Origin of the sequence: Candidatus Hydrogenedens sp., assembly GCA_035361075.1 — a bacterium.
Lineage (GTDB): Bacteria > Hydrogenedentota > Hydrogenedentia > Hydrogenedentales > Hydrogenedentaceae > Hydrogenedens.
Genome location: DAOSBX010000014.1, coordinates 13,132 through 40,002, shown reverse-complemented (window position 1 = coordinate 40,002; position 26,871 = coordinate 13,132). Strand labels below are relative to the sequence as shown.

19 protein-coding genes and 1 tRNA gene are annotated in these 26,871 nt (G+C 37.8%); 11 read left to right on the top strand and 9 right to left on the bottom strand.

From position 1 onward, the window contains the following. Positions 1–5 precede the first annotated feature (5 nt). Entirely contained in the window at positions 6–506 is a 501-nt protein-coding gene (locus PLJ10_06065; GenBank protein HOK09211.1) for a recombinase family protein, read from the bottom strand. A gap of 199 nt (positions 507–705) precedes the next feature. Between PLJ10_06065 and PLJ10_06060 the strand changes: the two genes are divergently transcribed. Further along, on the top strand, positions 706–1,716 hold the full coding sequence (locus tag PLJ10_06060; protein HOK09210.1) for a hypothetical protein: 1,011 nt from the start codon (positions 706–708) through the stop codon (positions 1,714–1,716). A gap of 33 nt (positions 1,717–1,749) precedes the next feature. Here the strand turns inward: PLJ10_06060 and PLJ10_06055 are convergent, their stop codons facing one another. Next, positions 1,750–2,961, bottom strand: coding sequence for a hypothetical protein (locus tag PLJ10_06055; protein ID HOK09209.1), 1,212 nt, complete (start codon positions 2,959–2,961; stop codon positions 1,750–1,752). Between the two features lie 27 nt (positions 2,962–2,988). Further along, complete coding sequence (gene metF / locus PLJ10_06050; GenBank protein HOK09208.1) at positions 2,989–3,873, bottom strand: methylenetetrahydrofolate reductase [NAD(P)H]; 885 nt, start codon at positions 3,871–3,873, stop codon at positions 2,989–2,991. Positions 3,874–4,079: 206 nt separating this feature from the next. Between metF and PLJ10_06045 the strand changes: the two genes are divergently transcribed. From PLJ10_06045 to PLJ10_06035, 3 genes are all read left to right on the top strand, one after another. Next, positions 4,080–5,078 (top strand): pectate lyase, encoded by a 999-nt coding sequence (locus PLJ10_06045; protein ID HOK09207.1) that lies wholly within the window; start codon positions 4,080–4,082, stop codon positions 5,076–5,078. A gap of 115 nt (positions 5,079–5,193) precedes the next feature. Continuing rightward, entirely contained in the window at positions 5,194–8,820 is a 3,627-nt protein-coding gene (locus PLJ10_06040) for a homocysteine S-methyltransferase family protein (GenBank protein ID HOK09206.1), read from the top strand. An 81-nt stretch (positions 8,821–8,901) separates the two neighbouring features. Then, positions 8,902–8,985: transfer RNA gene (locus tag PLJ10_06035), tRNA-Leu, on the top strand. 116 nt (positions 8,986–9,101) lie between these two features. Here the strand turns inward: PLJ10_06035 and PLJ10_06030 are convergent. After that, on the bottom strand, positions 9,102–10,217 hold the full coding sequence (locus PLJ10_06030) for an aldo/keto reductase (GenBank protein HOK09205.1): 1,116 nt from the start codon (positions 10,215–10,217) through the stop codon (positions 9,102–9,104). A 135-nt stretch (positions 10,218–10,352) separates the two neighbouring features. On the opposite strand from PLJ10_06030, the gene PLJ10_06025 reads away from it, so the two are divergent. Both PLJ10_06025 and PLJ10_06020 read left to right on the top strand, forming a co-directional pair. Further along, a complete protein-coding gene (locus PLJ10_06025) occupies positions 10,353–11,270 on the top strand; it encodes a hypothetical protein (protein HOK09204.1) in 918 nt (305 codons plus the stop codon). Next, positions 11,270–13,702 carry a hypothetical protein gene (locus PLJ10_06020; GenBank protein HOK09203.1) on the top strand — a complete coding sequence of 811 codons (2,433 nt, stop codon included), beginning with the start codon at positions 11,270–11,272 and terminating at the stop codon, positions 13,700–13,702. Before PLJ10_06025 ends, PLJ10_06020 begins: the two co-directional genes overlap by 1 nt. 114 nt (positions 13,703–13,816) lie before the next feature. Here the strand turns inward: PLJ10_06020 and PLJ10_06015 are convergent, their stop codons facing one another. The 3 genes from PLJ10_06015 to PLJ10_06005 all read right to left on the bottom strand — a co-directional run bounded on the left by PLJ10_06015 (position 13,817) and on the right by PLJ10_06005 (position 18,677). Beyond that, positions 13,817–14,983 carry a thiolase family protein gene (locus PLJ10_06015; GenBank protein ID HOK09202.1) on the bottom strand — a complete coding sequence of 389 codons (1,167 nt, stop codon included), beginning with the start codon at positions 14,981–14,983 and terminating at the stop codon, positions 13,817–13,819. A 26-nt stretch (positions 14,984–15,009) separates the two neighbouring features. Continuing rightward, on the bottom strand, positions 15,010–17,409 hold the full coding sequence (locus PLJ10_06010) for a 3-hydroxyacyl-CoA dehydrogenase/enoyl-CoA hydratase family protein (GenBank protein HOK09201.1): 2,400 nt from the start codon (positions 17,407–17,409) through the stop codon (positions 15,010–15,012). A 290-nt stretch (positions 17,410–17,699) separates the two neighbouring features. After that, positions 17,700–18,677: a polysaccharide deacetylase family protein gene (locus PLJ10_06005; protein ID HOK09200.1), complete on the bottom strand. Its 978-nt coding sequence runs from the start codon at positions 18,675–18,677 to the stop codon at positions 17,700–17,702. Positions 18,678–18,839: 162 nt separating this feature from the next. Here PLJ10_06005 and PLJ10_06000 point away from each other — a divergent pair, with 162 nt between their 5' ends. Then, positions 18,840–20,615, top strand: coding sequence for a cytochrome c biogenesis protein CcdA (locus PLJ10_06000; protein ID HOK09199.1), 1,776 nt, complete (start codon positions 18,840–18,842; stop codon positions 20,613–20,615). Positions 20,616–20,640: 25 nt separating this feature from the next. Then, positions 20,641–22,047 (top strand): phospholipase D-like domain-containing protein, encoded by a 1,407-nt coding sequence (locus PLJ10_05995; protein ID HOK09198.1) that lies wholly within the window; start codon positions 20,641–20,643, stop codon positions 22,045–22,047. Positions 22,048–22,105: 58 nt separating this feature from the next. Here PLJ10_05995 and PLJ10_05990 read toward each other — a convergent pair whose 3' ends face one another. Then, a complete protein-coding gene (locus tag PLJ10_05990) occupies positions 22,106–22,732 on the bottom strand; it encodes a hypothetical protein (protein HOK09197.1) in 627 nt (208 codons plus the stop codon). A gap of 213 nt (positions 22,733–22,945) precedes the next feature. Here PLJ10_05990 and PLJ10_05985 point away from each other — a divergent pair, with 213 nt between their 5' ends. The 3 genes from PLJ10_05985 to PLJ10_05975 are packed head-to-tail and all read left to right on the top strand — an operon-like array spanning position 22,946 to position 25,449. After that, positions 22,946–23,512, top strand: a complete 567-nt coding sequence (locus tag PLJ10_05985) for a hypothetical protein (GenBank protein HOK09196.1) — start codon at positions 22,946–22,948, stop codon at positions 23,510–23,512. A 16-nt stretch (positions 23,513–23,528) separates the two neighbouring features. Next, on the top strand, positions 23,529–24,479 hold the full coding sequence (locus PLJ10_05980; protein HOK09195.1) for a glycosyltransferase family 2 protein: 951 nt from the start codon (positions 23,529–23,531) through the stop codon (positions 24,477–24,479). Further along, positions 24,466–25,449, top strand: a complete 984-nt coding sequence (locus PLJ10_05975; protein ID HOK09194.1) for a hypothetical protein — start codon at positions 24,466–24,468, stop codon at positions 25,447–25,449. Before PLJ10_05980 ends, PLJ10_05975 begins: the two co-directional genes overlap by 14 nt. Before the next feature lie 50 nt (positions 25,450–25,499). Here the strand turns inward: PLJ10_05975 and PLJ10_05970 are convergent, their stop codons facing one another. Then, positions 25,500–26,804 carry an alpha-glucosidase/alpha-galactosidase gene (locus PLJ10_05970; GenBank protein HOK09193.1) on the bottom strand — a complete coding sequence of 435 codons (1,305 nt, stop codon included), beginning with the start codon at positions 26,802–26,804 and terminating at the stop codon, positions 25,500–25,502. Positions 26,805–26,871: the final 67 nt, after the last annotated feature.

Genomic DNA, 26,871 nt, shown 5'->3' with positions numbered 1-26,871 from the left:
AAATATTAATCCTCTTTTCTACGACTTCTACTATGGCGAATCGCATTCGCTTTATAAAACATAGCAGGTTCTATAATAGGGTCATGTAATCCTTCCGTCTCAATCCCACCAAAACATACACGACCACGATACGTGCGATTCGAAAGGATTATAGATATAGCTTGTCGAGACCATTTCTTCCCCTGACGTGTCAATATCCCTTTTGAATGGAGATAATCAACAACCCTTCCTGTACTGTGCGTCCGTATGTATTCGCGAAAAATCATACGTACAATTTCAGCTTCATAATCATCAATCACCAATGGCTTCTCTCCCTTTTCACCTCTACGATAACCATAAGGAGCTGGACCTGTCCCATATCTTCCCTGCTGAACAGACGAAATTTGTCCCCGACGAACTCGTTCTCCATGCGTTAATAAAGCCTCGTCATTATAGTCTTTTACTTCTACTTCTTCATAATGTTTCATCTCTTTTAATTTTGTTTCCTCTTTACGTATCTTAGCCATATCTCAAATCCCGTTTCTATCTTATTTTACATTTATGACAATTTTTTAATATATATTATGCCCAAATAAATCCTTAACTTGTAATTCAATATATATAGTTTATAACATTTTATCATAAATGTCAAGAAAAAAAACAATAAAAAATTAATATTATTTTTAAATTAGAATTAACATAAAAATATTTGGTTTCAAAAAATAAATGAAACATTTTTGTATATTTCTTCAAATAACACATTTCTTCATTGTTATCGTTGCCTCTTATATATTTGCATTGTATTTAGAACCTATCATTTACATGTTAGGATTCCTACCTTTAGAGATAGGAAATACATTTTGGGTATACATTACTTTAATGGCAACATTTTGTGTTTTCCAATTTTTGTTTAGAGCCATGATTCAACTGCTCTTCTCCGCACCACTCAATCTCACCACAGTAATAGATATACTTTCCTTTTTACCATGTTTTATTCTTATCGCTCATATTACAGGGTATATTTCTCATATCCCGAATGTTCCAACACAACTAATCCCATTTGCCTTTTTAGGTATATTTTTAGGAACACATCTTTTTTTAAAATTAATTGTTTTATTCGCATCTATTTATGGAAAAGCAAATTCGAGATGGTTTTCCATGTTTTGGTTCTTTGCAATGCTAATCATTGCATATATTGCGTTGGCAGGATTAATTCAATGGAAAAATGAACTTATAGTACATCGTTTTTTTCAGGTAAAAGAACCCATTCCAGTTGATAATAACAACAATGTTACTTTCGCTACAGAAGTTCCTGAGATGAGTTTCTATTTACAGCCAACCACTTTTAAAGAACATACGGAATATACATGGTTCATACGAGCTGGCAATAGATTTTCATCAACCTCTGAAATTCATATATACCTAATTTGCCCATATAAGAACACAAAACCTCAAATCATTACTACACCCGTTTTTAAAGACCAATGGATTGAATTATGTTTACCTGAAATAGCAGTTGATTCTTCCAACTTTATCCTTGTATGGTCAATGCATCGTTTTCCATCTGAATTAATTCGTCATGGACTTGTCCCTCAACTTTCTTTTTCATCATTGGAAGATATTCGTGAATTCTTATTTTCTGATAAAAAAGAAGAGATAAAATTATTCAAAACAATATATATTGATGGTCCATATTGCTCAAAAGAAGTATCTGGGGAAGTTTCTATCCTAAAATAAACTCACAAAAGAAGATTCATAAATTGCCTATCCCTAATCGTAAACCTCATTTTTTGCCAATGGTAAACTGTCATACTTCTCAGGAAGCAAGACTAAATGAATTTCCTCATAACCAAACCGAGAAGAATTAAATACAATACCAGAACTGTCTGGTAAAAATGATGCATGTGGGTGAACTTTTAAATCATTAGAAATCTTACCTGTCACTAAAAGTCTCCGTTCTTTTTTTTGAGGAGATATAAGCCAGATATTTCGCTCAAAATCATCTCCTAAAACCCATTGATAATCACGACTACCATGAGTATGCCATGCAGGATATGTCGCAAGAACATTCATTTTCCCTTTTGCCCCTTTTTTCTTATTCGTCTCTGCGACGCCATGTGGTAATTTCTTATGCTTTTCATCATAAGGCCAGATAGTAAACAGAGCACAATTTGCCCCCCACCAAACCTCATGTGTAACCCATAGGTCATCATGCTCCACAAAAAAAGGCTCCGCTTCCTTTGTTTTTTCTGACCAGCACCATGTTCGCTGTGGGCTATCTCCACCTGTCTCCCAACAAAACATAATAAGTTCAGGATTCCAATAATTAGTCTGGATATGTCCTATTGTGAAGGGGACACGTACACATTCTTCCCATGTCCCATCTTGCAATTTCAACCTACGCAAAATACGGTGTTCTTCGCCATCTTTGTAAGTACCACAATAAAACCAACCGTCATCAGAAGAAACAGCAGTTCCACCGATTGCACCGCCAAAAGATTCTGGTATAAAACCTACTTCTGTTTGCTTCCCCAAAACATCCTGTTTAACCACCTTATGCTCTTTAATAAAAAAAATCTGCTCTGATTTCCATGTCAAACAAAAATCATCAACATTGTTCTCAAATACAGGTATTATTTCTTTTGAGGCTATATCTAATCGGTGAAGTTGCATCTTCCCATTAGTACGGTCAGAATAAAAATAAAAATGTTTATTATTTATGCCCCACATAGGATGTGTCTGATAAATAGTGCTATTTTTTGAAGGTCCTGTAATAAGTCTATAAATTGTAGCACCTGTTTTCTCATCATTAAATGACTCATAATTTAAATATGTATTCCACCCATATTTCTTATCTTCCCTGTTTTCGCTGAAAACAATTTTCCCTCCTATAGAAAAAAGAAGAGAACTTAATATAAAATCACGTCGCCTTAAAAGATGCTTATTGGATAAGCGGTATATTCGCTTTGATATTTTTGACATCTGTTTTCCCTTTATCCCTTACATTGGTTATAACGTTAAAGCACGGCAAATATGCATCGCCGCACGAGATTTATTTAAAACATAAAAATGTATTCCTGGAACACCATGTTCAAGCAAATCTTCTATTTGCCTCCCCGCATAATAGACACCCACAGAAAATTGTCCTTCCTCATCCTTTTCATGCTTCTCTAATCGTTCCAGTAATACAGGATTAAGTTGCGCCCCACACAACGATGTAATTCTACGAACCTGAGCTAAATTAGTCACAGGTAAAATCCCAGGAACAATAGGCACATCTATTTTTACCTTTTCACAAAGGTCACGAAATCGATAGAAATTCTCATTGTTATAAAACAGTTGCGTCAAGATAACTTCACCACCTGCATCTACTTTCTCTTTAAGATGCTGTATATCTTCCTCGAAACTAATTGCTTCTGGATGTTTTTCAGGATAGCCCGCAACAAGGATACAAAACTCAGGATATTCAGCCTTAATAAGCCGAACCAATTCCACCGCATACTTAAAACCACCAGGTTTGGGAATAAATGGCCGAACATTCCCAGGAGCATCCCCTCGCAAGGCAACAATACCTGATACACCTAACTCTTTTGCTTTATAAAGATAATTTACCAAATCTGTTTTTGTTGCATTTACACATGTTAGATGTGAAACAATGGGTACCTCCGGATAATCACCATGAACCCAACGTAAGACTTCTAACGTCCGATTCTGTGCTTCTTCAAGTGAAGCAGTTCCACCAGCACCATAAGTACATGTAACGAATCCGGGCTTACACTTCATCAATTCCCGAAAATGCTCATATAATTCTGCAATTCCCTGCCATGTTTTTGGAGGAAATAGCTCAAAAGATACAACTGGTTTGTTGCTGTGATATAGTTCGGACAGTCGCATATTCATTTCCTGTCGTTATTAATCTAAATCAAATGTTCTACATTATACTTTTTATACATGTCACTATCCAAAAACAACACTCCGTTTGCTGATTACTATTTCTTATAGAGTGATACGTATGATAAAAAAGAAACATATCTTCTATAATTAAAACAAATATATTTTTCATAATCTAATCGTTATAAAAATGATTAGGGAATTAAAACATGTTTAAAATACTTTCTACATCAGTACTAATTTTATTCACCTTAACAAATTCACAAGGGTGCCAATATGAGCACCTTGTGTACCTATCATCGCCTCCAGGTTGGGCTTCACAAAATAACGGGACAACAGGTGGAAACAATACTCAGCCAATAACAATCACAACATTAGAAGACCTTCAAAAACATCTCTCCACTCCAGAACCAAAAACGATAATAATTAATGGGACTATTGGCGAGGGACTATCTACAAAAATACAGGTAAACTCAAATAAAACAATTATAGGTCAAAATGGAGCACTCTTAAAGGGAAGTTTTTATATAAAGGATGCACAGAATGTTATCATCCGAAACTTAATAATAGAAGGTCCAGGTGCTATCGATGTCAACGGTCCAGACTGCATAACAGTTGATAACTCAACAAACATATGGTTAGACCATCTGGATGTTTATGATGGACAGGATGGTAATATCGATATCGTCAACGGTTCAAACTATGTAACTGTATCATGGTGCAAATTTTACTATACGTCAGCATCAATAAATCATAAACTTTGCACACTTATTGGCAATTCTGATGAGAAAATTGCAGATAGAGGAAAACTAAAAACGACAATGATTTACAACTGGTGGACGAATGGCGTCGATTCTCGTATGCCCCGTGTTAGATTTGGACAAGTCCATGTAGTTAATAATCTCTATACAAGCGAAGGAAATGATTATTGTATCCTTGCTGGAACAGAAGCTGACCTAAGAGTGGAATATAACATATTTAAAAATGTAAATGAACCTATTAATCTATCAAAGCATAATTTTACGGCGGTCTCTGTCCTAAAAAATCATTTTGTTTCTACATCAGGGAATACCTCTGGAAAAGGACAGGCTTTTAATCCACCGTATCATGTTAAAATCATCCCACTAAATTTCCTTGAAATGCTTATACGAAAACATGCAGGTGCTACAATCACAGACATTCAAAAAATATTGGGAACAGCAACATAAAAATATCCTATTATTCCCAACTAAACAACAAAACAAGAATAAGAAACACATCATTTCAACGTTCATTTGTGATATGATTTTATCCAAATTTTCCCCAAATATATGAGAAACTTCCATGCAATTTACACAATACATAAAAGAAAAAATATTAATTATTGATGGAGCCACTGGAACTTTAATTCAAGACCTTGGGCTCGGCGCAGAGTATTATGGAGGCGAACCCTACCGAATGCTCACCGACCTGATAAATTTTTCGGCTCCAGATGCAATAAGAGCAATTCACCGCACTTATTTTGAAGTCGGCTCCTCTGCTGTTGAGACAAATACATTCGGCTCTTCTGCATTTCGATTATCCGAATATGATTTTTCAGCATTGAATACAAACATATTTCCATCCAATCCTTATAATCTAACACTACAAAAATTAACTCACAAAGAATGGAGTTATTATCTGAGCCGACGAGGTGCGGAAATTGCATGCGAAGCCCGAAAAGAATATTGTCAATCTCCTCGCTATGATGGTAGACCTCTCTTTGTTTTAGGTTCCATAGGACCTTCTAACCGCGTGCTCACTTTTTCTCGTGCAGGGTTAACACAATCCACATTTGAAGATATTCGCGAAAATTTCCGAATACAAACAAAAGGCTTAATTGATGGCGGGGTTGATGTCATTTTATTTGAAACCCAACAAGATGTATTGGAATTAAAAGCTGGAATTTTCGGGGCACGGGACGCTATGCAGAAATGTGGCAAAGTATTGCCTATCATTGCTCAAGTTACAGTAGATATGCATGCTCGAATGCAAATATTTAATACAGACATCCATTCAGCATTACTCAGTATTGAAGCATTAGGAATAGATGTTTTTGGGATTAACTGTTCCATCGGACCTGACCTTATGCGACCAGCTATCGAGAAACTATCACGATATGCTCATGTCCCTCTAAGTACCATCCCAAACGCTGGGTTGCCCATCTCCGAAGCAGGGAAGACGGTATTCCGTTTTGAACCTAAACCTTTTGCTGATATTTTAAGTACACTCACATTAGAATACGGACTTAACATTGTGGGCGGGTGTTGTGGAACAAGACCTGAACATATTGGTGAATTGGTCGAACGATTAAAAGATAAAAAGCCTACTCCACGACAACCCTCAAAAGAGGTTTTTATTGCAGGTGTTCAAAAAGCAGTTCCGTTAGATGCTTCCCGCGATTTAATACGTATTGGAGAACGACTTAACGTCCGTGGGTCAAAAAAAGTTCGAGAAGCAGTAGAAACTGATACAGGTATTGATATGGATACTCTGGAAAATATTGCCCATGAGCAAATTGATGATTTAGGCTGTTCAATTATTGATGTATGCATGGATTCAAATCAAGTAAATACTGTGGATACCTTGTGTAAAGTTGTCCATCAAATTAGCGCCGATATCAAAGGTGCCCTTTCTATTGATTCCTTCCAACCAGAGGCTTTGGTGGAAGCAATAAAATATTATGCAGGTATCCCTATTCTAAACTCTATCTCCCTCGAAGAAATAGAACCAGGCATAACAAAACTCGATTTTCTCCTTTCAAAAACGAACGATTTCGGCTGTTTCTATGTGGCTTTATGCACAGATTCTAAAGGTCCAGCAGATGTGGCTGAAAGAAAATTCATGCTGGCAAACGAAATCGTAAACCGTGCCAAAGCTTACGGAGTAACTCCAGACCGCCTATTTATTGATGTCAATGTATTTCCAATTGGTGCAGAACCTGAAGAAAACCTAAATTATGCCCTTGAAACTTTGCATGGGATTGAACACGTCCGAAAAATGATTCCAGAAGCACTTACAATTATTGGTGTCGGAAATCTTACAAATGGATTGGCACAAAAACCACATATGCGTAAAGTACTAACATCTGTATTTTTAGATGAGGCACGTAAGCGAGGATTACACTCCGCTATCCTAAATCCACAGCATTATGTCTTTGTAGAAAATTTAGACCCTGAAGATTATCAACTTGCAAAAAAAATCATATTTGAACGGGATATGGAAGCATTCACTATCCTTGAAGAGCGTTCCCTATCATTGAAACAAAAAGAAACTGTAAAAAAGAACAACTATGATGAACTACCATTAGAAAAATCAATATGTGAAAAGATAAAAGACGGGTATAAAGAACGAGAAAAAGGAACCATAACGTTTCATGGATTTGCATACGAATACCAGGATTTAATTGTTCCACAAGTAGCAAAAGCACTCGAAAAACACGAACCATTAGCATTCATTAGTGAATATCTTATGCCCTCAATGCAGGAACTCGGTGATTTATTCGGGAAAGGTGAAGTTTCTCTACCACATTTACTTCGTTCCGCCGACGTTATGAAACAAGCTATGGGCTTCATAGAAGCATACCTGCGATACAAAGCAAGACAAGAACAACAAAACAAAGAGACAGACACAACTCGTGGAACGATTATACTCGGCACTGTATATCAAGATGTACACTCAATTGGAAAAGATTTGACAAAAACCCTGTTAGAAAATTACGGTTACAAAGTCATAGATTTAGGTGTAATGGTACCCTTACAAGATTTTATCGACCATGCCAAAAAACATCATGCAGATGCTATTGGCATGTCTGCACTCTTGGTACAAACCGCTAACCACATGATAACGGTAGCGCGGATGACTAAAGAACAAAACCTAAATATTCCTATTCTAATCGGTGGTGCAGCAGTAACACCGAGACATACTGCATTCGTCGCTATGATGGGGCAAGAAGACATAAAAAACATACGCGGAGATGTCTTCTACTGCCGAACTGCGATGGATGGTGTCAATATTATGAATCAACTTACAACCTCCCAAGAAACACGAGATAAATTGTTCCAACAAAATAAAGAACAACTAAAACAACGATATCTTCAAGCCACACGACGATTACAAGAAGAGGAACAGAAACTACAACAACTACCGAGACGAGTTATTAAAGTACCATTCCCAAACTATCCAGAACAACCACGATTCCGAAGCAAGGTATTTCGCACAACATTATCACAATTCAGACAATACATCGATAAAAATACCCTATTTTCTCTTAATTGGAAATTTGGGGGCAAAACAAGTCAACAAAAAGCAGGTCATTCATCCAAAGAATTAGAACATCTTTTCAATAAATGGATTGAAATTGCTGAAAAAAATCATTGGCTTGAACCACAAGGTATCTACGGTCTATTCCCCGCAAAATCTGATGGCGATTGGCTACTCGTATTTAATCCCCAAAAACCGGAGGAACTCCTTGGAAAAATCGAGTTTACTGTCGTTATTGGCGCAGGTGAAAAAGATACCGTTTCCGGTGCCCAATACTTCCGTCCATTAGAAGATACCGAATGGGATGTCGTCGGAATACAAATAACTACAGCCGGACCAAACATAGAAGAGGGATTGAAACAATTTAAAAAACAGGGAGACAATGAATCCTGTCTGTTTTTACAAGGATTGGGTGACCGTATTGCAGAAGACACGGCGGAATATATCCACCAACATTTACGTGATTTACTTCACATACCTCAAGACCAGGGAAGACGTTGGTCCCCCGGATATCCTGGAATAACAAATATACAAATGAACAAAGAAATCCTCATCATCCTTGGCGGAGGGAACCCTATCGGTGTAAATGTATTAGACTCAGGACAATTCATACCTACATCCACAACAGCCGCTATAATTTCATTCCATCCCGAAGCAAAATATACCTGATTCCAAAGACAAAAACACCAATAATAACTACCTTTGAAATAAAATCATATTCTTCGATAAAATATAAATATATAAATGTTTGCCGGAGTGGTGGAATTGGCAGACACGCATGGTTCAGGTCCATGTGCTCGCAAGGGCATAGGGGTTCAAGTCCCCTCTCCGGCACGTTTTATCTTTTTGACCACCAACTCAAAAATTTTTCTTCTTGTCATATAACTTAACAACAATCATCAAAATATTATTAAATTGTGAGCCACTTTATCTTTCACTCAATTTCCAATTTAATTTTTCTTCTTCCATTCATCGTAGTCTTTGCATAACTCCTCAAACCGCTCCAGAATGGGGAGGCTCTGTGTGCATTCTTCTTCGCAATGTCGGCATTGGGTACATCTATTTATAATACTGCGGATGTCTTCGGTCCACCAGTGCCATTTCAGATGTTCCATTGCCTTTTCGGGACCGAATAAGAGCCGATAGTTGTATGTGTCCATTAATCGCACGATGGGTATTTCTGCAGGACAACCTTCGCAATACCCGCATTGGGTGCAAAAATCGTGTTGAACTTCCGCTATGTGTTTTTGCATGGCTTCAATCTCAGACCAGTCCATCTGCTCGAATCGGTTCACACTTTCGACCGCGGTTTCGACATCGTTTACATTGCGGAAACCCACTAATGCTACGGTTATTTCGGGAAGGGATAGGTTAAACCGAATAGCGGAGTCAAGAATACTTTTATCTCCTTCTTTCATCAGGAATGAAAACCGTTCGGGATGTTGGGTAATAATTCCACCTCCTAAGGTATTCATTGTAACCACACCCATACCCCGTTTTCCAGCCTCTACAACACCGGGATAACGCAAAGGGAAATTAATTGCGCTTAAACCGATTAACATTCCTTCAAATAAACCCTCGCCCTGGTCTAACATCTCTGCAATTTTTTTATGTTCCAGATGAGTAGAAACACAAATGTGTTTAATCAGTCCTTCTTCTTTTAATTGGCGGAAGCCGTCCAATACTCCGTTTTTCTTTCGCTTCGGTAGATCTTCAGGATGCACCAAACACCAAACATAATAGAAGTCCAGATAATCCAGACCGAGCCTGTCCAGACTACGCATACATGCTTCGCGAATATCTTTGGGGTTATCCGCCATCGTTTTGGAACATACATAAAAACTACTTCGAGGTTTTTTCATCTGTTTGAATGCATAACCATAGATAACTTCGCTCTGGTCATCACAATAAGATGGAGCGGTATCAAAAAAATTTATCCCTAATTCATACGCACGAATAAGCACTTCAGCCATTTTCTCTGTCTTATGTGGTTCCTCGAAACGCATACCTCCCATACCTAATCGCGAAACTTTTAAACCTGTTTTGCCATACTCCTTATATAACATAAAACTACTCCTATCGTTTTGTAAAGATAAATGATATGCCTTCTAATATGAAATATATAGTGCTTTTTTCTTATTCTTATTAATTATGACAAAGTTAGTATATGATAATAAAACAAGCAGAAAAGGATATTCATAATGACATATATCATAACCGCATTATATTTATGTGTAATTAGCACCAATACAGAGGTTTTTACAACAGATAAAATTCCTGATAAAATTGGCTCATGGACAAAAGAACAGAAGGTTCTTGAATTTTCGCCAGATAACTTGTTTGATTATATTGATGGCGATGCAGACCGATACCTACCTTATAACTTTCAAAAATTAACCGTGCTTTTTTATCGCAATGATTCCAATCCCGAAAAAAGTGTAGAGGTTCAAATATATCAGATGGCGACACATTTGGAAGCATTCGGAATATACTCTGTTCATAGAGACCGCAATAAGAATGTTTTCCCCTACGGGGAGGATGGTTTTATTGGTGAGAATCAAGCCATGTTTTATCAGACTCGGTATTTTGTCAAACTCATAACACAGCACACACAAAACGCAAAATCAGACCTTGAACTTTTTGGGAAGGAAATATCTGGATTACTTCCCAAATCTGAAGATACCATTCCAGAATTATCGTGTATGGACCAATCTAACAAAATTCCTCGTTCGGAATGCTATCTGGCTAAAGATGTTCTTGCCCAATCCTTTCTACCTCGCGGGGCTACCACACTTTACAAAATAGGAGATAAAACCGCAACGGGGTTCATAGTCATGTTCAAAGACGATACAGAAACCAAAAAAGGTTGGAACGAATACAAGAACTACTTAGAAGAGATTGGCGCAGAGTATCAATCTCAGGAAAATGAACTTATTATCACTTCCCCTGCATCAGAAATAGCAGTCATATCATTGTTAAAAAACCGAATTATAGGCGTCTGGATGCCCCAAGGGGATATTTCAGAACTCCAAAAAATACAACAGGGCATAAAAACATGTCTTACACAAACGACTAAAAGAACCGATACAAGTCAAGATAAAAAAGAATCCAGCAAGTAATGAAATTTCTAACAAAATTATGTAAATATCTATTTTTTTATCTCATTATTCCTATTCTTATTCTCGCAGGTATTGAAGGTTTTCTACGTTATAAAGGTTGGGGTGAAAACCGATTTCCATGGAAAGAACAGGTCGTTGGAGATGAAAAAATATATACAAAAAATCTTGCTTTCTATCAACAATTCTTTGAACATCCTGTTAATCCATTAGAATATGAACCCCACATAACAGTCATTCAATTACCAAAACCAGAAAATACTATCCGTATCTTCATTTTCGGAGAGTCTGCCGCATTAGGCTGGCCTGATTCGAGTTATTCGATGGGAAAGTTTCTGGAAGTGATGTTAAACATGCTTTATCCAGAACATCGCTGGGAAGTGTTCAATTTATGTTTTGCTGGAATTAATTCACATATTATCCGTTATTTGGTAGAAAATAGCCTCTTTTTACAACCAGACCTTGCTATATTTTATATGGGAAATAATGAAGCCCATGGGACATTCGGTCTACTCCATTCGTTTAAAAACTCTATCCCTCTTTCTCCCTTAATTGTACAAACACATATATATTTGCAAAATCTCTACCTTGCCCAAAAACTCCGCGAATGGACAATTGTATTGGGAATCTCTCACCCTCAAAAACCTATGCAAACGATTCGATGGGATGACCCAAAAGTAAATATCGTGAAGAATAACTTTGAAGAAAATCTAAAATCTATTATTAATACACTCAATAAACAACATATTCCCGTTTTCATCAGCACGATAGGTGCAAACTTGCGAGATTGGCTACCTATCGAATCATGGTTCCGAAAAGACACAACAAATGCAGAAGCAGAAAAATGGTTTGAATATTTTAACAAAGGACTAAATTTTCTAAGGGGGAATAATATTACAGAAGCAAAGGATACCTTTAAGCAAGCCATGCAGATTGACTCTTCTCCCGCTATTCTCAATTTCTTTTTTGCATGGTCATTACTGGCAGAAAACAACGAGGAAGAGGCTATCCAATATTTTTTAGAAGCATGTGAAAAAGACGGTTTCGGTTTTGTTCGAGCAAAACCTTTTATCAATCAATCTATCACTAAAATCACAAAAGAGTATTCTCAAACCAAAAATGTTTCCTTAATTCCTGTGGCAGAGAATCTTTCTCAACATGCAATAAAGAATATCCCTGGCAATGATTTGTTTATAGATTCATGCCACCTTAATTTTTATGGAAGTTATATTACTGCCTGTTCCTATCTCCAGAAAATTATTCAATACTACTCGTTAAAGCCAAATCCAGCACCTTCATTCGAAGATGTTCAAATAAGATTAGGCATTACAAAAAATAAAGAGTATGAGTACTATTCCAATGCCTATATTGAATTACCTCCAAATTTAATTTACTTCCCTGAGGGATGTAAAACATTTAACTATAAAGGATTCCTTAATCAATTAAAAGAAACCATTATTCCTTCCTCCTCTGAAGATTTCAGTCAAACCTATCGATATGACCCGAAAAATACGGAAATGATATTCAACACTTTAACGGACACTCCTGATGATATTAACCTATCTTTCATCTGTTTAGACATCTTAAAAAATTTAGGTTCTTTTCGTGAGGGTATATTAAAAACAATGGAACTATGTAAGTTCTATCCAAACAACATAAATCTTTATTACTTATTATTTGTTTTTGCTTACTATGCAAACGATAAAGAAACTGTAGAATACGCTTTAGATAAAATTAAAAATTTTGCCATTTATCCACAAGATATTTATCTAAACATTTCTCTTAAATGGGCAATAAAACAGGATAAAATAGAAGAATCTATAAGGATTAGTAAAAAATTAATTGCTCAAACTCGTTATCTTCCTTTGCAAAAGACATTAGCCCAGTGTGTCTTAATAAATGAAGACAAAAATTTAACATTCCAGCAAAAAATGACACAATGGGAAGAAATTCTCCAGAAAAACCCATGGTCATTTGACAGTTTTGAATACATCAGCAATCAAGTCCAGACCAAGACTCACGAGGATATGTTTAAAGAAGTTTTGTTGAAATTAATCCAAAAGGATACCAAATCTCCTTTGCCTTACACTTTTTTATCTCGTATTTTTGAAAAAGAGGATAAAATCCAGCAGGCAATTGAAATGTTACAAAAGGCGATACTTGTTTCACCATCGAGCATATTTATTTACTATAAGTTAACTTGCTTGATTACAAAAAAAGCAGAACAGTTACTAATACAAGGTGATATTGAGGGAGGTAACCGTTTGTTGGAAGAAGCGGTTCAAATATTTCCATATTATGCCCCTGCTTGGCTTGATTTGATGGATACCTGTTCTCTATTAAATGATGAGCAGGGTTTTCTGGAAAAATTAACAGAATGGCAAGAAATGCAAAACAAAGAGATTATGAAATATATCTGGGAGATTATTTATTAGGGAGAATCTGACTTGTCCGCCTTGTCTGACTTGTCCAACCCGTCCAAAAAAATCAACCTTTGCCCCGTACTATGAGGCAAAGGTTGAAGGCAATCAAGGAATTGATTTTATTGATTATTCACAGAGTTCGAAAACACCGGCACCACCCATACCACCACCAATACACATAGTCTCGAGACCCCATTTTACACCACGGCGTCTCATTTCATATATCAGTGTGCATGCGAGTTTTGCACCAGTGCAACCTAAGGGATGTCCAAGAGCAATGGCACCACCATTAACATTTACGATGTCTGGGTTTAAGCCCAGAGTTTTGATTACATACAGCGTTTGTGAAGCAAACGCTTCATTACATTCAATCAAACCAATGTCTTCCAATGTAATTCCTGCCTGACGACATGCTTCTTGAATAGCAGGAATTTGAGCAGGTCCTAAGTATCCCGGGTCCCCAGCGCCAACTGCGTATCCCCTTAACCGTGCCAACGGTTTCAAGTTGAACTCTTTTACAATATCCTCACTCACAATAACTGTCGCAGCGGCACCGCAACTGGTTTGGCTTGCATTTCCTGCTGTTGTTACACCTTTACCTGCGGGACCCTGAAATGCGAGTTTCAATTTGGCTAACCCTTCAAGCGTTGTATCCGGTCGTGGACCTTCATCAGTATCGAATATGAAGGTTTTTCCATCCAGACCTTTCACTTCTATCGGGACAATTTCTTCCTTAAATTTTCCTTCCTTAATAGCCTTTGATGCTAATTGGTTACTACGAAGTGCCCATTGGTCACATTCTTCGCGTGTAATACCAAAATCATTAGCAACATTATCAGCACATTGTCCCATAGATGTATAGGCACGAGGATTTTCACGAATCAGGCGTGGATTTGGACACGTTTTGTTACCGCCCATTGGGATAACACTCATACTTTCGACACCACCTGCAATACCGACATCTAACATGTCACATTCAATTTTCGAAGAAAGAATAGCCATCGTATCCAGACCTGATGAACAAAACCGATTTACAGTTTCACCTGCGATAGTATCTGGTAAACCAGCAATTAACAAGCCAATACGACCGACATTCATCCCTGCTTCTGCCTCTGGGAACGCACAACCGATAATACAATCCTGAAATCGCTCGGCAGGTATACCTGACCGTTTCACGACCTCTTTTAATACTGCCGCTAATAAATCATCTGGGCGGACATGTGCGATGGCACTTCCTTTTTTGGACTTACCTACCGCAGTTCTACATGCTGCTACAATATATGCTTTTTCCATATATAATCCTCCTTACAACTTTAAGGTTAATTCCGCAATGGTTTACCTGTGGTTAACATGTGTTGAATTCTTTGTTGTGTTTTTTCTGTTCCGCAAAGACTGCAGAAGGCTTCACATTCCAAATCAAGCAGGTCTTGTTCGGTGATTGGTGTTCCTTCCGCACGATCGCCACCAGTCAGGATATAAGCCACCTTGGTTGCGATTAGCATATCGTGCTCTGATGCAAATCCAGCTTCTTTCATTCCCCATACCGCCGCTTCAAATGCTGCACGTGGAGTTTCACCTAATGCCCATAATCTTGGTGGACGTGGAGGACGATAGCCTGCTTGTATCAAGCTCAAGCATACATTCTTTGCCCTGCCCACTTGAAGTTCAAAATTCGGTTCAATTATATCGGTAGGTCTTAAGTAACCTAATTCAACAACCTCAGCACCACTGGTGCCGACCTTCGCCATAGCAATATCTTCAAAGGAACGGCGAATAAATGGGAATGGATCTGCACTTACTCCTTCAGGTATTAATTCTAAAGCCCGAACCGTCATTTCTTTTGTTCCGCCACCTGCGGGAATAACACCAACGCCAGCTTCTACCAATCCTGCATAGGTTTCCCCTGCAATCACACATTTTGCACCATGCATACAGATTTCAAGTCCGCCACCGAAGGTATAATGATGCGGTGCTATAACCACTGGCTTAGAACAATATTTCATCCGCATATTGGCTCCCTGCAAACCACGTACCATTGCTTCAATAGCGTTCCAATCCTGTTGCATGATTTGCCCTAAAATCAGGAACAGATTAGCACCAGCACTGAAATGCGGTCCTTGGTTTGCTACAACCATACCCTCATATTTACCTTCTTCCAGAAGGTCTACTCCTTTACTCAACATGGTAACAATATCTGCATCCACTGCATTCATCTTGCAATGAAATTCACAGCAAATAATTCCATCACCAATGTCAATCAAACTGGCACTGTCGTTTCTATCAATCTCTTTATTGGGCTGTGCTTTGACAGATGCCAAACGAATCTCTTTCGGGTTCTTGGGTACTGGCTTATAAGATTTCGAAGCCACATCAAAGTAATACTCAACACCATTTTCTGTTTTATAGAAGGATTTGCCACCTGCTTCTATTACTGCTTTTGCAATGGCTGGTAATTCAAACCCTTCATCTTTCATTCGCTTGCAAACTTCGTCAAAACCTAACAAATCCCAGGTTTCAAAGATGCCTGCTTCCCACGCAAATCCCCACTTTACTGCATTATCAATGTTAACTATATCATCCGAAATTTCAGGGATACGATTCCCTGCATATTTAGCAACATTAGCAAACATCTTAAATACAAATTTAGAACCTTTATCTTCGCTGAAATGCATTACCTTCAATTTTTCCGCAAGATCTTCAATACTACGGACTGCACCTGTGCATTCAAACTTTGCTTTTATCGGGTCACGATATTCTACTGTGGCAGGGTCAATTGCTTGAACAATTGCTTTACCCTTTTCATCTTTCTTATCTGTCTTCTTATAGAACCCACTACCTGTTTTATTCCCCCACAGTTTTTTCTCTACCATCTTCTCTACCCAATCGGGCATCTTAAAGTAATCCCTGCACTCATCATCCGGACAGCCATCGTATACATTCTTTACAACCTTAACGAATGTATCCAGACCAACTAAATCTGCGGTACGGAAGGTCGCAGAACTGGCATGTCCAATTGCAGGTCCTGTAAGAGCATCAATCTCTTCAACCGTTAAACCTTCCTTCGTCATTTCATGGAGTATCCACGACATTGTAAAGGTTAGAATACGATTGGCAATAAAGTTTGGCGTATCTTTTGCATAAACAATACCTTTGCCTAATACATTTTCGCCAAACCATGCCATGGTCTCAATCACCTCAGGGAGTGTATCCGGTCCCGGAATCAACTCTAATAATCTTAAATAACGAGGTGGATTGAAAAAGTGGGTACCCATAAAATGCTGGCTCATTTCTTTCGGCATATCTTTTGCCATAGCACGAATTGGGATACCGCTGGTGTTTGACGTAACAATACTTCCAGGCTTACGATGTTGAGCCACCTGTGCATATACCTGCTTTTTGATATCCAGGTTTTCCATCACTACTTCGATAATCCAGTCACAATCTGCTATCTTGTGCATGTCATCCTCAAAGTTACCTGTCTCTATCATGTTCAGATAACTTTTACTGTAAAGAGGTGACGGTTTCGCTTTAAGCAGATTTGCCTTGTTACCCTCGACCAGCGCATTACGTTTCTTTGGATTCTTTTTCTCATCCTCAGAGAGGTTGGGAGTTACAATATCCAGCATAATACTGGGAACTCCACAGTTGGCAAGGTGTGCCGCAATTGCTGCACCCATTACGCCAGAGCCTAAAACTGCTGCCTTTCGAATTTCCCTCATGAGTTTCATTCTCCTCTGACAAGGTTAAATGTTAATTTACAAACAACATAATGTTATCTATACTTACCGTTCGTTATACAACATTTATAATACTATCTGCAAATTGAAAATGCAAATTAATTACTAACTACCAAAAAATACCTCCTATTTTTAATATTATAGATTTCTTTCTCAAAGATTTTAGCAATTTTATAATAACTACTTAGTTTTTTGCTTAAATTCAAAAAAATAGGTCCTATTAAATATAGGACTATAGGACCTACAAAAATATATTCCCTTTTTATTTTTCTCTATTCTGTTGCCCAGCCGTATTGAACACGAGGCATGGGTTTTCCTTCCCGTTGGAGGTAACGCAATTCTTTATAACTTATCAATTCTATTCCAAGCGATTTGATGTACTCCCGTGTTTCTGGTTTGCAGAAGAATTCTGTGTCCGCTGTTCTGCGACCTGCGGAACCTGTAGTAGCCTTCATTTCAGGGGTCAATTCACCACAATGAATATAAATTTCAGATACTTTGCCTTCAGGAATTTGTGCTAATCGTTCTTTCCACCAACTTTCAGTTGCTTCAATCGTTGGTGGGTCATCCATAAATAGTTCATCGGGATGTAAAACACCTAATTCATCTGCTTTATCTATTAAATACTCACCACCGTATTTTTTCATTAATTCACGACCTGCCATACGACAGGGCAAATTATAATCTTTTGCAATTTTGATATATATTTCGTGGTACCCTGGTGCATATTGTAATGTGCCCATATGAGAATCAATATGTGTTACATCAATCCCCGCGGATAAAGCCTTATCTATCTGTGCTCGAACTTCTTTCTCTGCTTCTTCAGGTTTTGCATTTAAATACACAAAGGGCACATCTGCATAGAAGTAGCCCATCTCATCACATAAACTTGGAACCGCAGTCCTTCCCAATACAGGACCCCATTTATATTTTCCCCATTCACTGGTTAATGTCGTATGCACACCTACGCTGGCTTTTGGATTTTCCTTGATTAAACTCACCGCTTCTGGAAACCATGGACAGGGGACCATCACAGTTGATGAAGTAACACCACCCACTCTCAAAGCCCGAATCGTCGCCATATTGGTTGCATGATTCATTCCGAAATCATCCGCATTAATAATCAATACTTTTGCGTTAGGTGGAAATCCCAATCGTTCAACCAAAGGAATTTTCTTTGGTTGGTCCTGAGCACAAACAGAAACGGTGATTGTTAAACACATAATAAAAAACAAAACTTTGTTTCTCATATAGATACTCCTTATATTATGTTAGAATAATTTTGGTTCTATTTTCGTTAAAATTATGATTGGATTTTAGACCCATATTAATCACATTTTGTTTTACTTATTTATTTTAAGAACAATAGAATACCTTAATTATATAAAATTGTTTTAGTAAAAGGACATATTATGAAGAAAACAAAATTCTATTTTATTACTATTTTTATATCTGTTTTCCTATCTTCTATTACTATAAATACAATGGCTCAATGGCAAAAACCTTCTAAAGAACCTCAAATAAGTTATAACGTCTTTGCAGAATATGACACCATAAAACCAGAACTCCCTGTTAAAATAGCAATACAATTTCAATTAGAAGCTGAATGGCATATTAATAGTAATAAACCTTTAGATGAATTTTTAATACCCACAGAACTTCTGTTTGAAGAAAATCCTTCAATCCAACTAATAAAAATAGTATATCCTCCTTCTAAAGAAGTGAACTTATCCTTTTCATCAGAGCCATTATCTGTATTTGAAAATGATTTCTTCATTGGTATCGAACTCATAGTTCTACCGAATATTGAAAACCGTAATTTGATAGAATTAGTAGGCTCCCTGAAATATCAAGCATGTAATGACCGACAATGTCTTCCTCCAACGTCTATCCCAGTTAAATTATCCCTAAATTTAGGTGATAATTCTATCCCAGCGAACGACAACATACAACAAAAAATAAAATCTATACAATGGGACAAAGCAGAATCCCTTCCCGAAAAAGAAACAGCCCAACAAGAAAAATTTTCCGACCAAACTTCATCATCCCCCAAAAGCACGATGGTTTCTGACCAAGGAACCTGGGAAGAACTTATAAACGATTTTCATATCGTATCCCGATTAGATGGTTACGCCAATCGAAATGAATTTATACAATTTATAGAATCTACTGAGCAAGAAGGCTCCACCATAGTCTCTAAAAAAGGCAATCGTAGCATTATTTCCCTACTATTTATCATCCTCATCGGTGGACTTGCTTTAAATCTTACGCCGTGTGTATTACCTGTAATCCCATTAAATCTGGCGATTATTGGTGCAGGAGCACGGGCAGGCTCACGCATACGCGGGTTTTTACTCGGTTTAGCCTATGGATTAGGAATCTCTCTTGTCTACGGTGGGTTAGGTATTGCAGTTGTTTTAGGCATTTCCAAAACATTTGGTGCTATCAACTCAACCTACTGGTTCAATGGCTTGATAACATTATTATTCATTATATTAGCATTAGCCATGTTTGACTTTATTATCATCGATTTTTCACGATTCCAATCCTATCTCGGCTCCCGCAGAAACACAAAGGGAAGTTTCTTCGTCGCCTTATTTATGGGCGGAGTATCTGCATTATTAGCAGGTGCTTGCGTGGCTCCTGTGGTTATATCTACAATACTGCAAGCACAGGATTTATATAGTCAGGGTTATTCTTCTGCTCTCTTCCTCCCTTTATTATTAGGTGTAGGAATGGCTTTGCCCTGGCCTGTGTTAGGTGCGGGTATGACACTTCTACCCAAACCTGGCAAATGGATGGAATACGTTAAATACGCCTTTGGTGTGTTCTTACTTTGTCTTGCAGGTTATTATGGATACACAACCTATTCATTGTTTAACATAGGAAGTATCCAGACAGAACAAATCACAGAAGGTTGGCGTACTTCATTAGCAGAAGGATTAAACGAAGCAAAAACAACAAACCAGCCTGTTATTATTGACTTTTGGGCAACATGGTGTAAAAATTGCCTTGTCATGAATAAGACTGTTTTACCTGACGAAACAGTTCGACAGAAGCTGAGCAACTTTGTCAAAATTAAATACCAAGCAGAAAACCCCGATGCACCCGAAACCCGAAAAGTTCTCGACCATTTTGAAGTGTTAGGTCTACCAACATTTATCATACTTAAACCAAAAGAAAAATAATATTCAATTTGTTACGATGTAATCTATGACTATTATCTATCAACTCTTAGTTGAACATTTTTTTACAGTCGTCGGGTTTCTATTTGCGGTGTTCCTTATCCTTAAAATTGTCAGCGAACATCGTCGTCCTGGCGGTGCTATATCATGGGTTGTAGCGATTCTCTTTGCTCCATATATCGGCGTCCCTTTGTATTTCATATTCGGAGGCAGAAAAATAGCCAAGAAGATTAATCGAAAAGAACCTCTATATGCTACCCCAAGCATAAAACCTGAGCAACCCATAAAAAATCCAATAGAACGAGTCCTTTTATCATCTGGCATGCCTCCCATACGACGGACACATTCCGTATTATTCTCGTTTGATGGTGTTGAAGCCTATAACAGATTGATACAAATTATAAATGAAGCAAAAGAGTACATTTATTGCACAACCTTTATTTTGGGCAAGGATAAAACAGGTTTGAGTATCATCAATGCATTAGCAGAAAAAGCCAAGCAAGGGATTCGAGTATGTTTGCTATTAGATAGCCTTGGATGTCTAACTGTTACAAAAAAAACACTTGCACACTTAATACAATCAGGTGGAGAAGTGGGTTTCTTTCTACCCGTTCTACCCTTACGACGGAAATGGTCTGCAAACCTTCGCAATCACCGAAAAATTGTGATTGTCGATGGAACCATTGCCATGATAGGTGGGATGAATCTCTCGGATAATTTTATGGGTCCTGTGCCTTCGCCCAAAAGATTCCTGGATAATACAGTCTTCTTAAAAGGGGAAGCCATTTACGATATTGAACAAGTATTTCGTAGCGATTGGTATTTCACAACAGAGAAAGAACTGCCAGAACCCAAAACAGATTCTTTCAATACCGAGACGAATGCCCACTCCCTTCCAGGGCTTGTGCAAGTTGTCGCCAGCGGTCCTGATGTTTCCGAAGACACCCTATATGATGCCATACTCACCGCATGTATGGAAGCAAAGGAACGAATCTGGATTGTTACACCCTACTTCGTCCCAGATGAACCCATCTTAAAAGCACTTAACCTCCAAGCACGAGCAGGAGTAGATGTTTCTATCATTATGCCCAAACATTCCAACCACAGGGTAGCCGATTTTGCTCGTGGTCCTGCCCTTCGCGAACTCCTCGATAGCGGTGCGAATATATGGTTTTATGAGAAAGGCATGGTGCACTCTAAATTACTTGTATTTGACCGATTTCTTGCTGTAACTGGTTCGCCCAATTTAGATATTCGCAGTATGTATCTCAACTTTGAAATTGCACTGTTCCACTACTCCCCAAATGAAATTGATGCTGTTGCAGGCTGGACTTATCAACTCATGAATAATTCAAAAAAGATATCCTCACTCTCCGACAATACATATCAAATCTGGCTCGAGAATCTCAGTCTCCTCATCGCACCTCTAATATAGCAAATTACAAACTTGGTTATTTGTCAACACAAACTCTAAATTTATATTAAAACCGTTACTAATTTCCACCTCTACCATTTCCGCCTCTATTTCTACCATTTGCACCATTGTTTCTACCATTATCCACGTTGCTATTATTACCCCCGTTATTATTCCCTTCTCGTTGATTTTCATTCAACCTATCGCGAGTTCTTTCTCGGTTTCTATCCTGAATACCTTCTCCTGAAACATTAAGGTTACTAACTACTCGTACTTTAACCTCTCTCTCCACACCGTCCAATACCTTTATTTTTATTGCTGACTCCAACGGAGAGGTATTTGACACCATTCCAAGTACGGAATTATCCAACTTCACAGAGATAGCCTCCCTATCCCACGGTCCCTTAGATACACCTTCATCAGGAGCAACAACAATCCACTCCTCCATCGGTTGAACTATAAACTCCATTCTCGTCCCAATCAGAAATCTATTCCAGACCCGAAACTCCTTTTTTATGCCATCCATAACATCATTTGTAGTAAAAACAACATTTTTCGGTGAATAAGCCAATTGCAACCCACGCCACCAACGATATACCTGCCTCGCCTTAATCATATCCTTCGACAAATCACCTACCTGCTCACATCCTTGCACAAACATCAACATCGCCAGACAAAATCCAATAACACTCACATACTTCTTCATATACCCAAACTCCTTAATTAAATATTTATTACTGTAAATATAACAATATACTACTATTAATATTATAACGTTAAATGTTAAATATAATTTAAAAAATTGAAATTTTTGGTGTTAATTAAGAAATTTTATTTCTGTTTTTATTTTGGGGTATATTTATTATACTTTTTTAATTAGCAACCTTGAACACATAATGTTATTATGGGTCGATAGATTATGAAGAAGTATAAACATCCAAAGGCAATTCGACGGTGGATATTAGAAAAGTTGTATGAGCGATATTTAGAAAACCCAACAGAAATGTTGGGCCCAGAGGACTTTTTGGAAACAGGAAAGATTGATAAAAAACAATTAGCGGTAAATATTCATTACCTTTTTGACCGCAATTTAGTAGAACTCATTACAGGGTATAACCCTCCACTTTTTGTTGCAGTCCGAATCACACCTAAGGGAATTGACCTTGTAGAGGATTCGCGTGAGTTCGACCGTCTCTTCCCTGCATTTCCAGAAGGACTTGAAGAAGACACGGCGGAGATTCTGGACATTATGGAACAATTAGTTGTTGAGGCAGACCTAACACCATTAGAAGGAGAAATACGAAAAAATATGTTGCGTGATATTCAATATTTGCGTGACGAATTATCAAAGCCTGCTCGCAAATGGCGTAAGGATGTGATTGAACATGTGATACAATGGATAGAAAACAGTTTGGGTAATTTAGACAGAAATGAATATATGCCATCTTTATTATTAATACAAGAACAGGTGCGCAAATTGTTATGATAGGATTGACTATTGAATGAAAATAGAAAACGCGGTAGAAATAAGCATTGTTATTCCAGTTTATAATGAAGCGGAAAATATTACCACAGTATTAGATGAAATTATCGCGGTCATGGATAATTTAGGTCGTTCGTATGAAATTATAACCGTGGATGATGGCAGTAAAGATAATACATTTGAAATTTTAAAAAAGTATCATGAAGAAAAACCGCAGGTAAAAGTTATCCGCTTGACACGCAACTTTGGTCAACATCCAGCATTATACGCAGGGTTTAATTATTCACAGGGGAATGTCATTGTTACTATTGATGCAGATGGTCAGAATCCACCTCAGGAAATTCCAACGTTAATAAAAACATTAGAAGAAGGCAACTACGACTTTGTCCAAGGCTGGCGACAATCTCGGCAGGATAGTATATTCCGCACATTTTTCTCACGAATAGTAAACTGGATTATCACAAAAATAACCCGTGTCCAATTAATGGATATGGGATGTGGTATGGCTTGTTTCAATCGCCCCACTATAAAGAAACTGATTCAGGCAACTCATCATTCACGATATATTCCTGCTGAGGTGGCATGGATGGGACTTAAAATAAACTCTCTTCCGATTACTCAAAGAAAACGAAAAAAAGGTCGAAGTAGATATAAGATTTGGTCTTTATTTTGGATTAATTTTGATATCATTGCGAGCATCAGCACATTACCAGTAGAGATAATGGGCTTTATCGGTTTCCTCTTTGCAATTATTGGCTTTGGAATTGGTCTTAGAATATTATTACGACGTATCTTATGGAACATGACATATAATGATATGGCAACGGTAACAGCCCTATTCTTTATCCTCGTCGGTGTGCAAATCCTATGTACCAGTATCCTTTGTGCGTACATAAGCCGTACATATCGCGAAGTTCAACATAGACCCTACTACATTATAGAACAGGTTTTAACTGATGAGCACCGTTGAAATATCCCTATGTAAAAGCATCCGAAAAGAAGATCTACTCAATCTACTCGAACGTCAAAAGATATTTCCTTATGACTACATTCGTGGTATTACAAAAGAACAATTTATTTCATACATGTATAAAGAGATAAAAAATTGTTCAGGAAAAAACGTTAATTTTTTTGTAGCCTATAATAAAAACCAAGTTCAAGGTCTGCTCATTTTGCAACTTCTTCCTTGGGACTCCACCATTTTTGGGTTCCCTTGTGCAAGAATCAAATACATCTTGGCTAATGAATCAGATACGGATTATGAAATAAAATTGGCACTCATCTCTAAAATGGTAGCATGGGCTAAAGAACATGCCATTCAATTTATAGATGTACATATATCCCCAATAGATTTACATGGAATAAAGGCACTTACTAAAAATCATTTCAACCTCATCGCAACACATATACATCATGTTTGGGACTTTCGTAACAACTTTGTATTAGAGCGAACGCATCACATTCCTATCCGAATTGCTACTCTCGACGACTTGCCTAAACTGGAACAACTTACCGAAAAATTTATACCTCCTCTTAATCGGTTCTTTTTAGATGAAAAAATTAGAAATACAAACAAGGTACCTGTTATGTTCCATGAGTGGCTTAAAAACTCCTTGTTAGGTAGAGCAAAATGTTTTTTGGTTGCTGAAATAGACAATCAAATTGTAGGTTACACTACGGTCACAGTAGACGAAGAAATAAAACACACATTGGGTGTTGTGATAGGCGATGTTGAACTGACGGGAGTTATTTCAGACAGCCAAAATAGGGGCGTTTGTCTGGATATGATTACCTTTGCGGTACATTGGGCTCAAGCGAACAAATTAGATATTATGGAGGGAGTAATCCACATAAGTAATTCCCCTGCAAATGTGGTTCCACCTAAACTTAATGCGCGTATGTTAGGAGCCCATCATACTTTCCACTGGCATGCAGATTAATAAAAAATCACCCTTTTCCCCTCGAAACTATTTTTGTGTTGGAAAATTCGTTAATGGAATTCTGGTAACCAGGAGCCGTGAGCCTCAATCAGGTCATCACAGAGATGTACAATTTCATCAATAGTCAGTTCCGCTGATGTGTGTGGGTCTAACATTGCCGCTTGATAGATATGTTCCTTCTTCCCTGTCAAAACTGCTTCGATAGTAACCTCCTGCACATTTATATTTGTCCGATTAAGTCCTGCACATTGTACAGGCAAGTCTCCAACATAGGTAGGCGTTATTCCGCTACGGTCTGCAACACACATCACTTCAACACAACATTTATAGGGCAGGTTAGTAATCAACCCATAATTTAATACATTTCCACCAAAGGTAAATGGCTTCCCTGTTTCTATCGCTTCTAATATATACGATGCATATTCATGTGTTCGTTCGTGAGACAATGGCTTATCTAAACTTGTCAATTCATCCCTGATATATTTCCACGCTTCTATCTGTGCAATACAACGTTTTAGATATTCATCCAAAGGTATATTAAATTCATCAATTAACTGTGGTGCTTTACTCTTGATAAACCACGGAACATATTCCGCATTATGTTCACTCGACTCGGTCACATAATATCCGAACCGTTTCATAATTTCGAATCGAACTGTATCCTTCCAGCGGTATTCTGGCAGTTCCGCCCGACGTTTAATTTCGGGATACAAGTCTTTTCCATCCCGTTTCACTTCCAATAACCATGCCTGATGATTAATACCTGCAATCCTCCACTGCAAATTATCGTCTGGTAGTTCTAACATCAAACATAATTGTGGTGCACATACCTGAACGCTATGACATAAACCCACTGTTCGCACTGACGTCGCTTTTAAGATAGCCCCTGTAACCATTGCCATTGGATTCGTATAATTCAACAGGAGAGCATCGGGGGCTACCTTTTCAATAACTTCGCAATACTTCAACATCACAGGGATAGTCCGCAATGCACGGAAAATACCTCCAATACCTAAAGTATCGCCTATTGTTTGCCTTAATCCATACTTCTTAGGAATTTCAAAATCAATTACAGTACATGGTTCATAACCACCTACCTGTATGGCGTTAACAATATAATTTGCATCCTTAAACGCCTTATCCGCATCTTCAGCCAGATATGACTCAATCTTCATATCCGCCCCTAACGTCCTATTCAGATTTTTGACCATTCGCTCTGATTCACCCAACCGTTCTGGGTCAATATCCAATAATGCAACCGTCGCATCCCGAAGTGCTTCAACATGCATACAATCACCTAAAACATTCTTCGCAAAAACAGTACTTCCCGCACCTAAAAAACAAATCTTGCTCATAATCGTTCCTTTGCTATGATATGTTAAAAAACAAACAATTCAATAAAAACAATAAGAGATATATAAT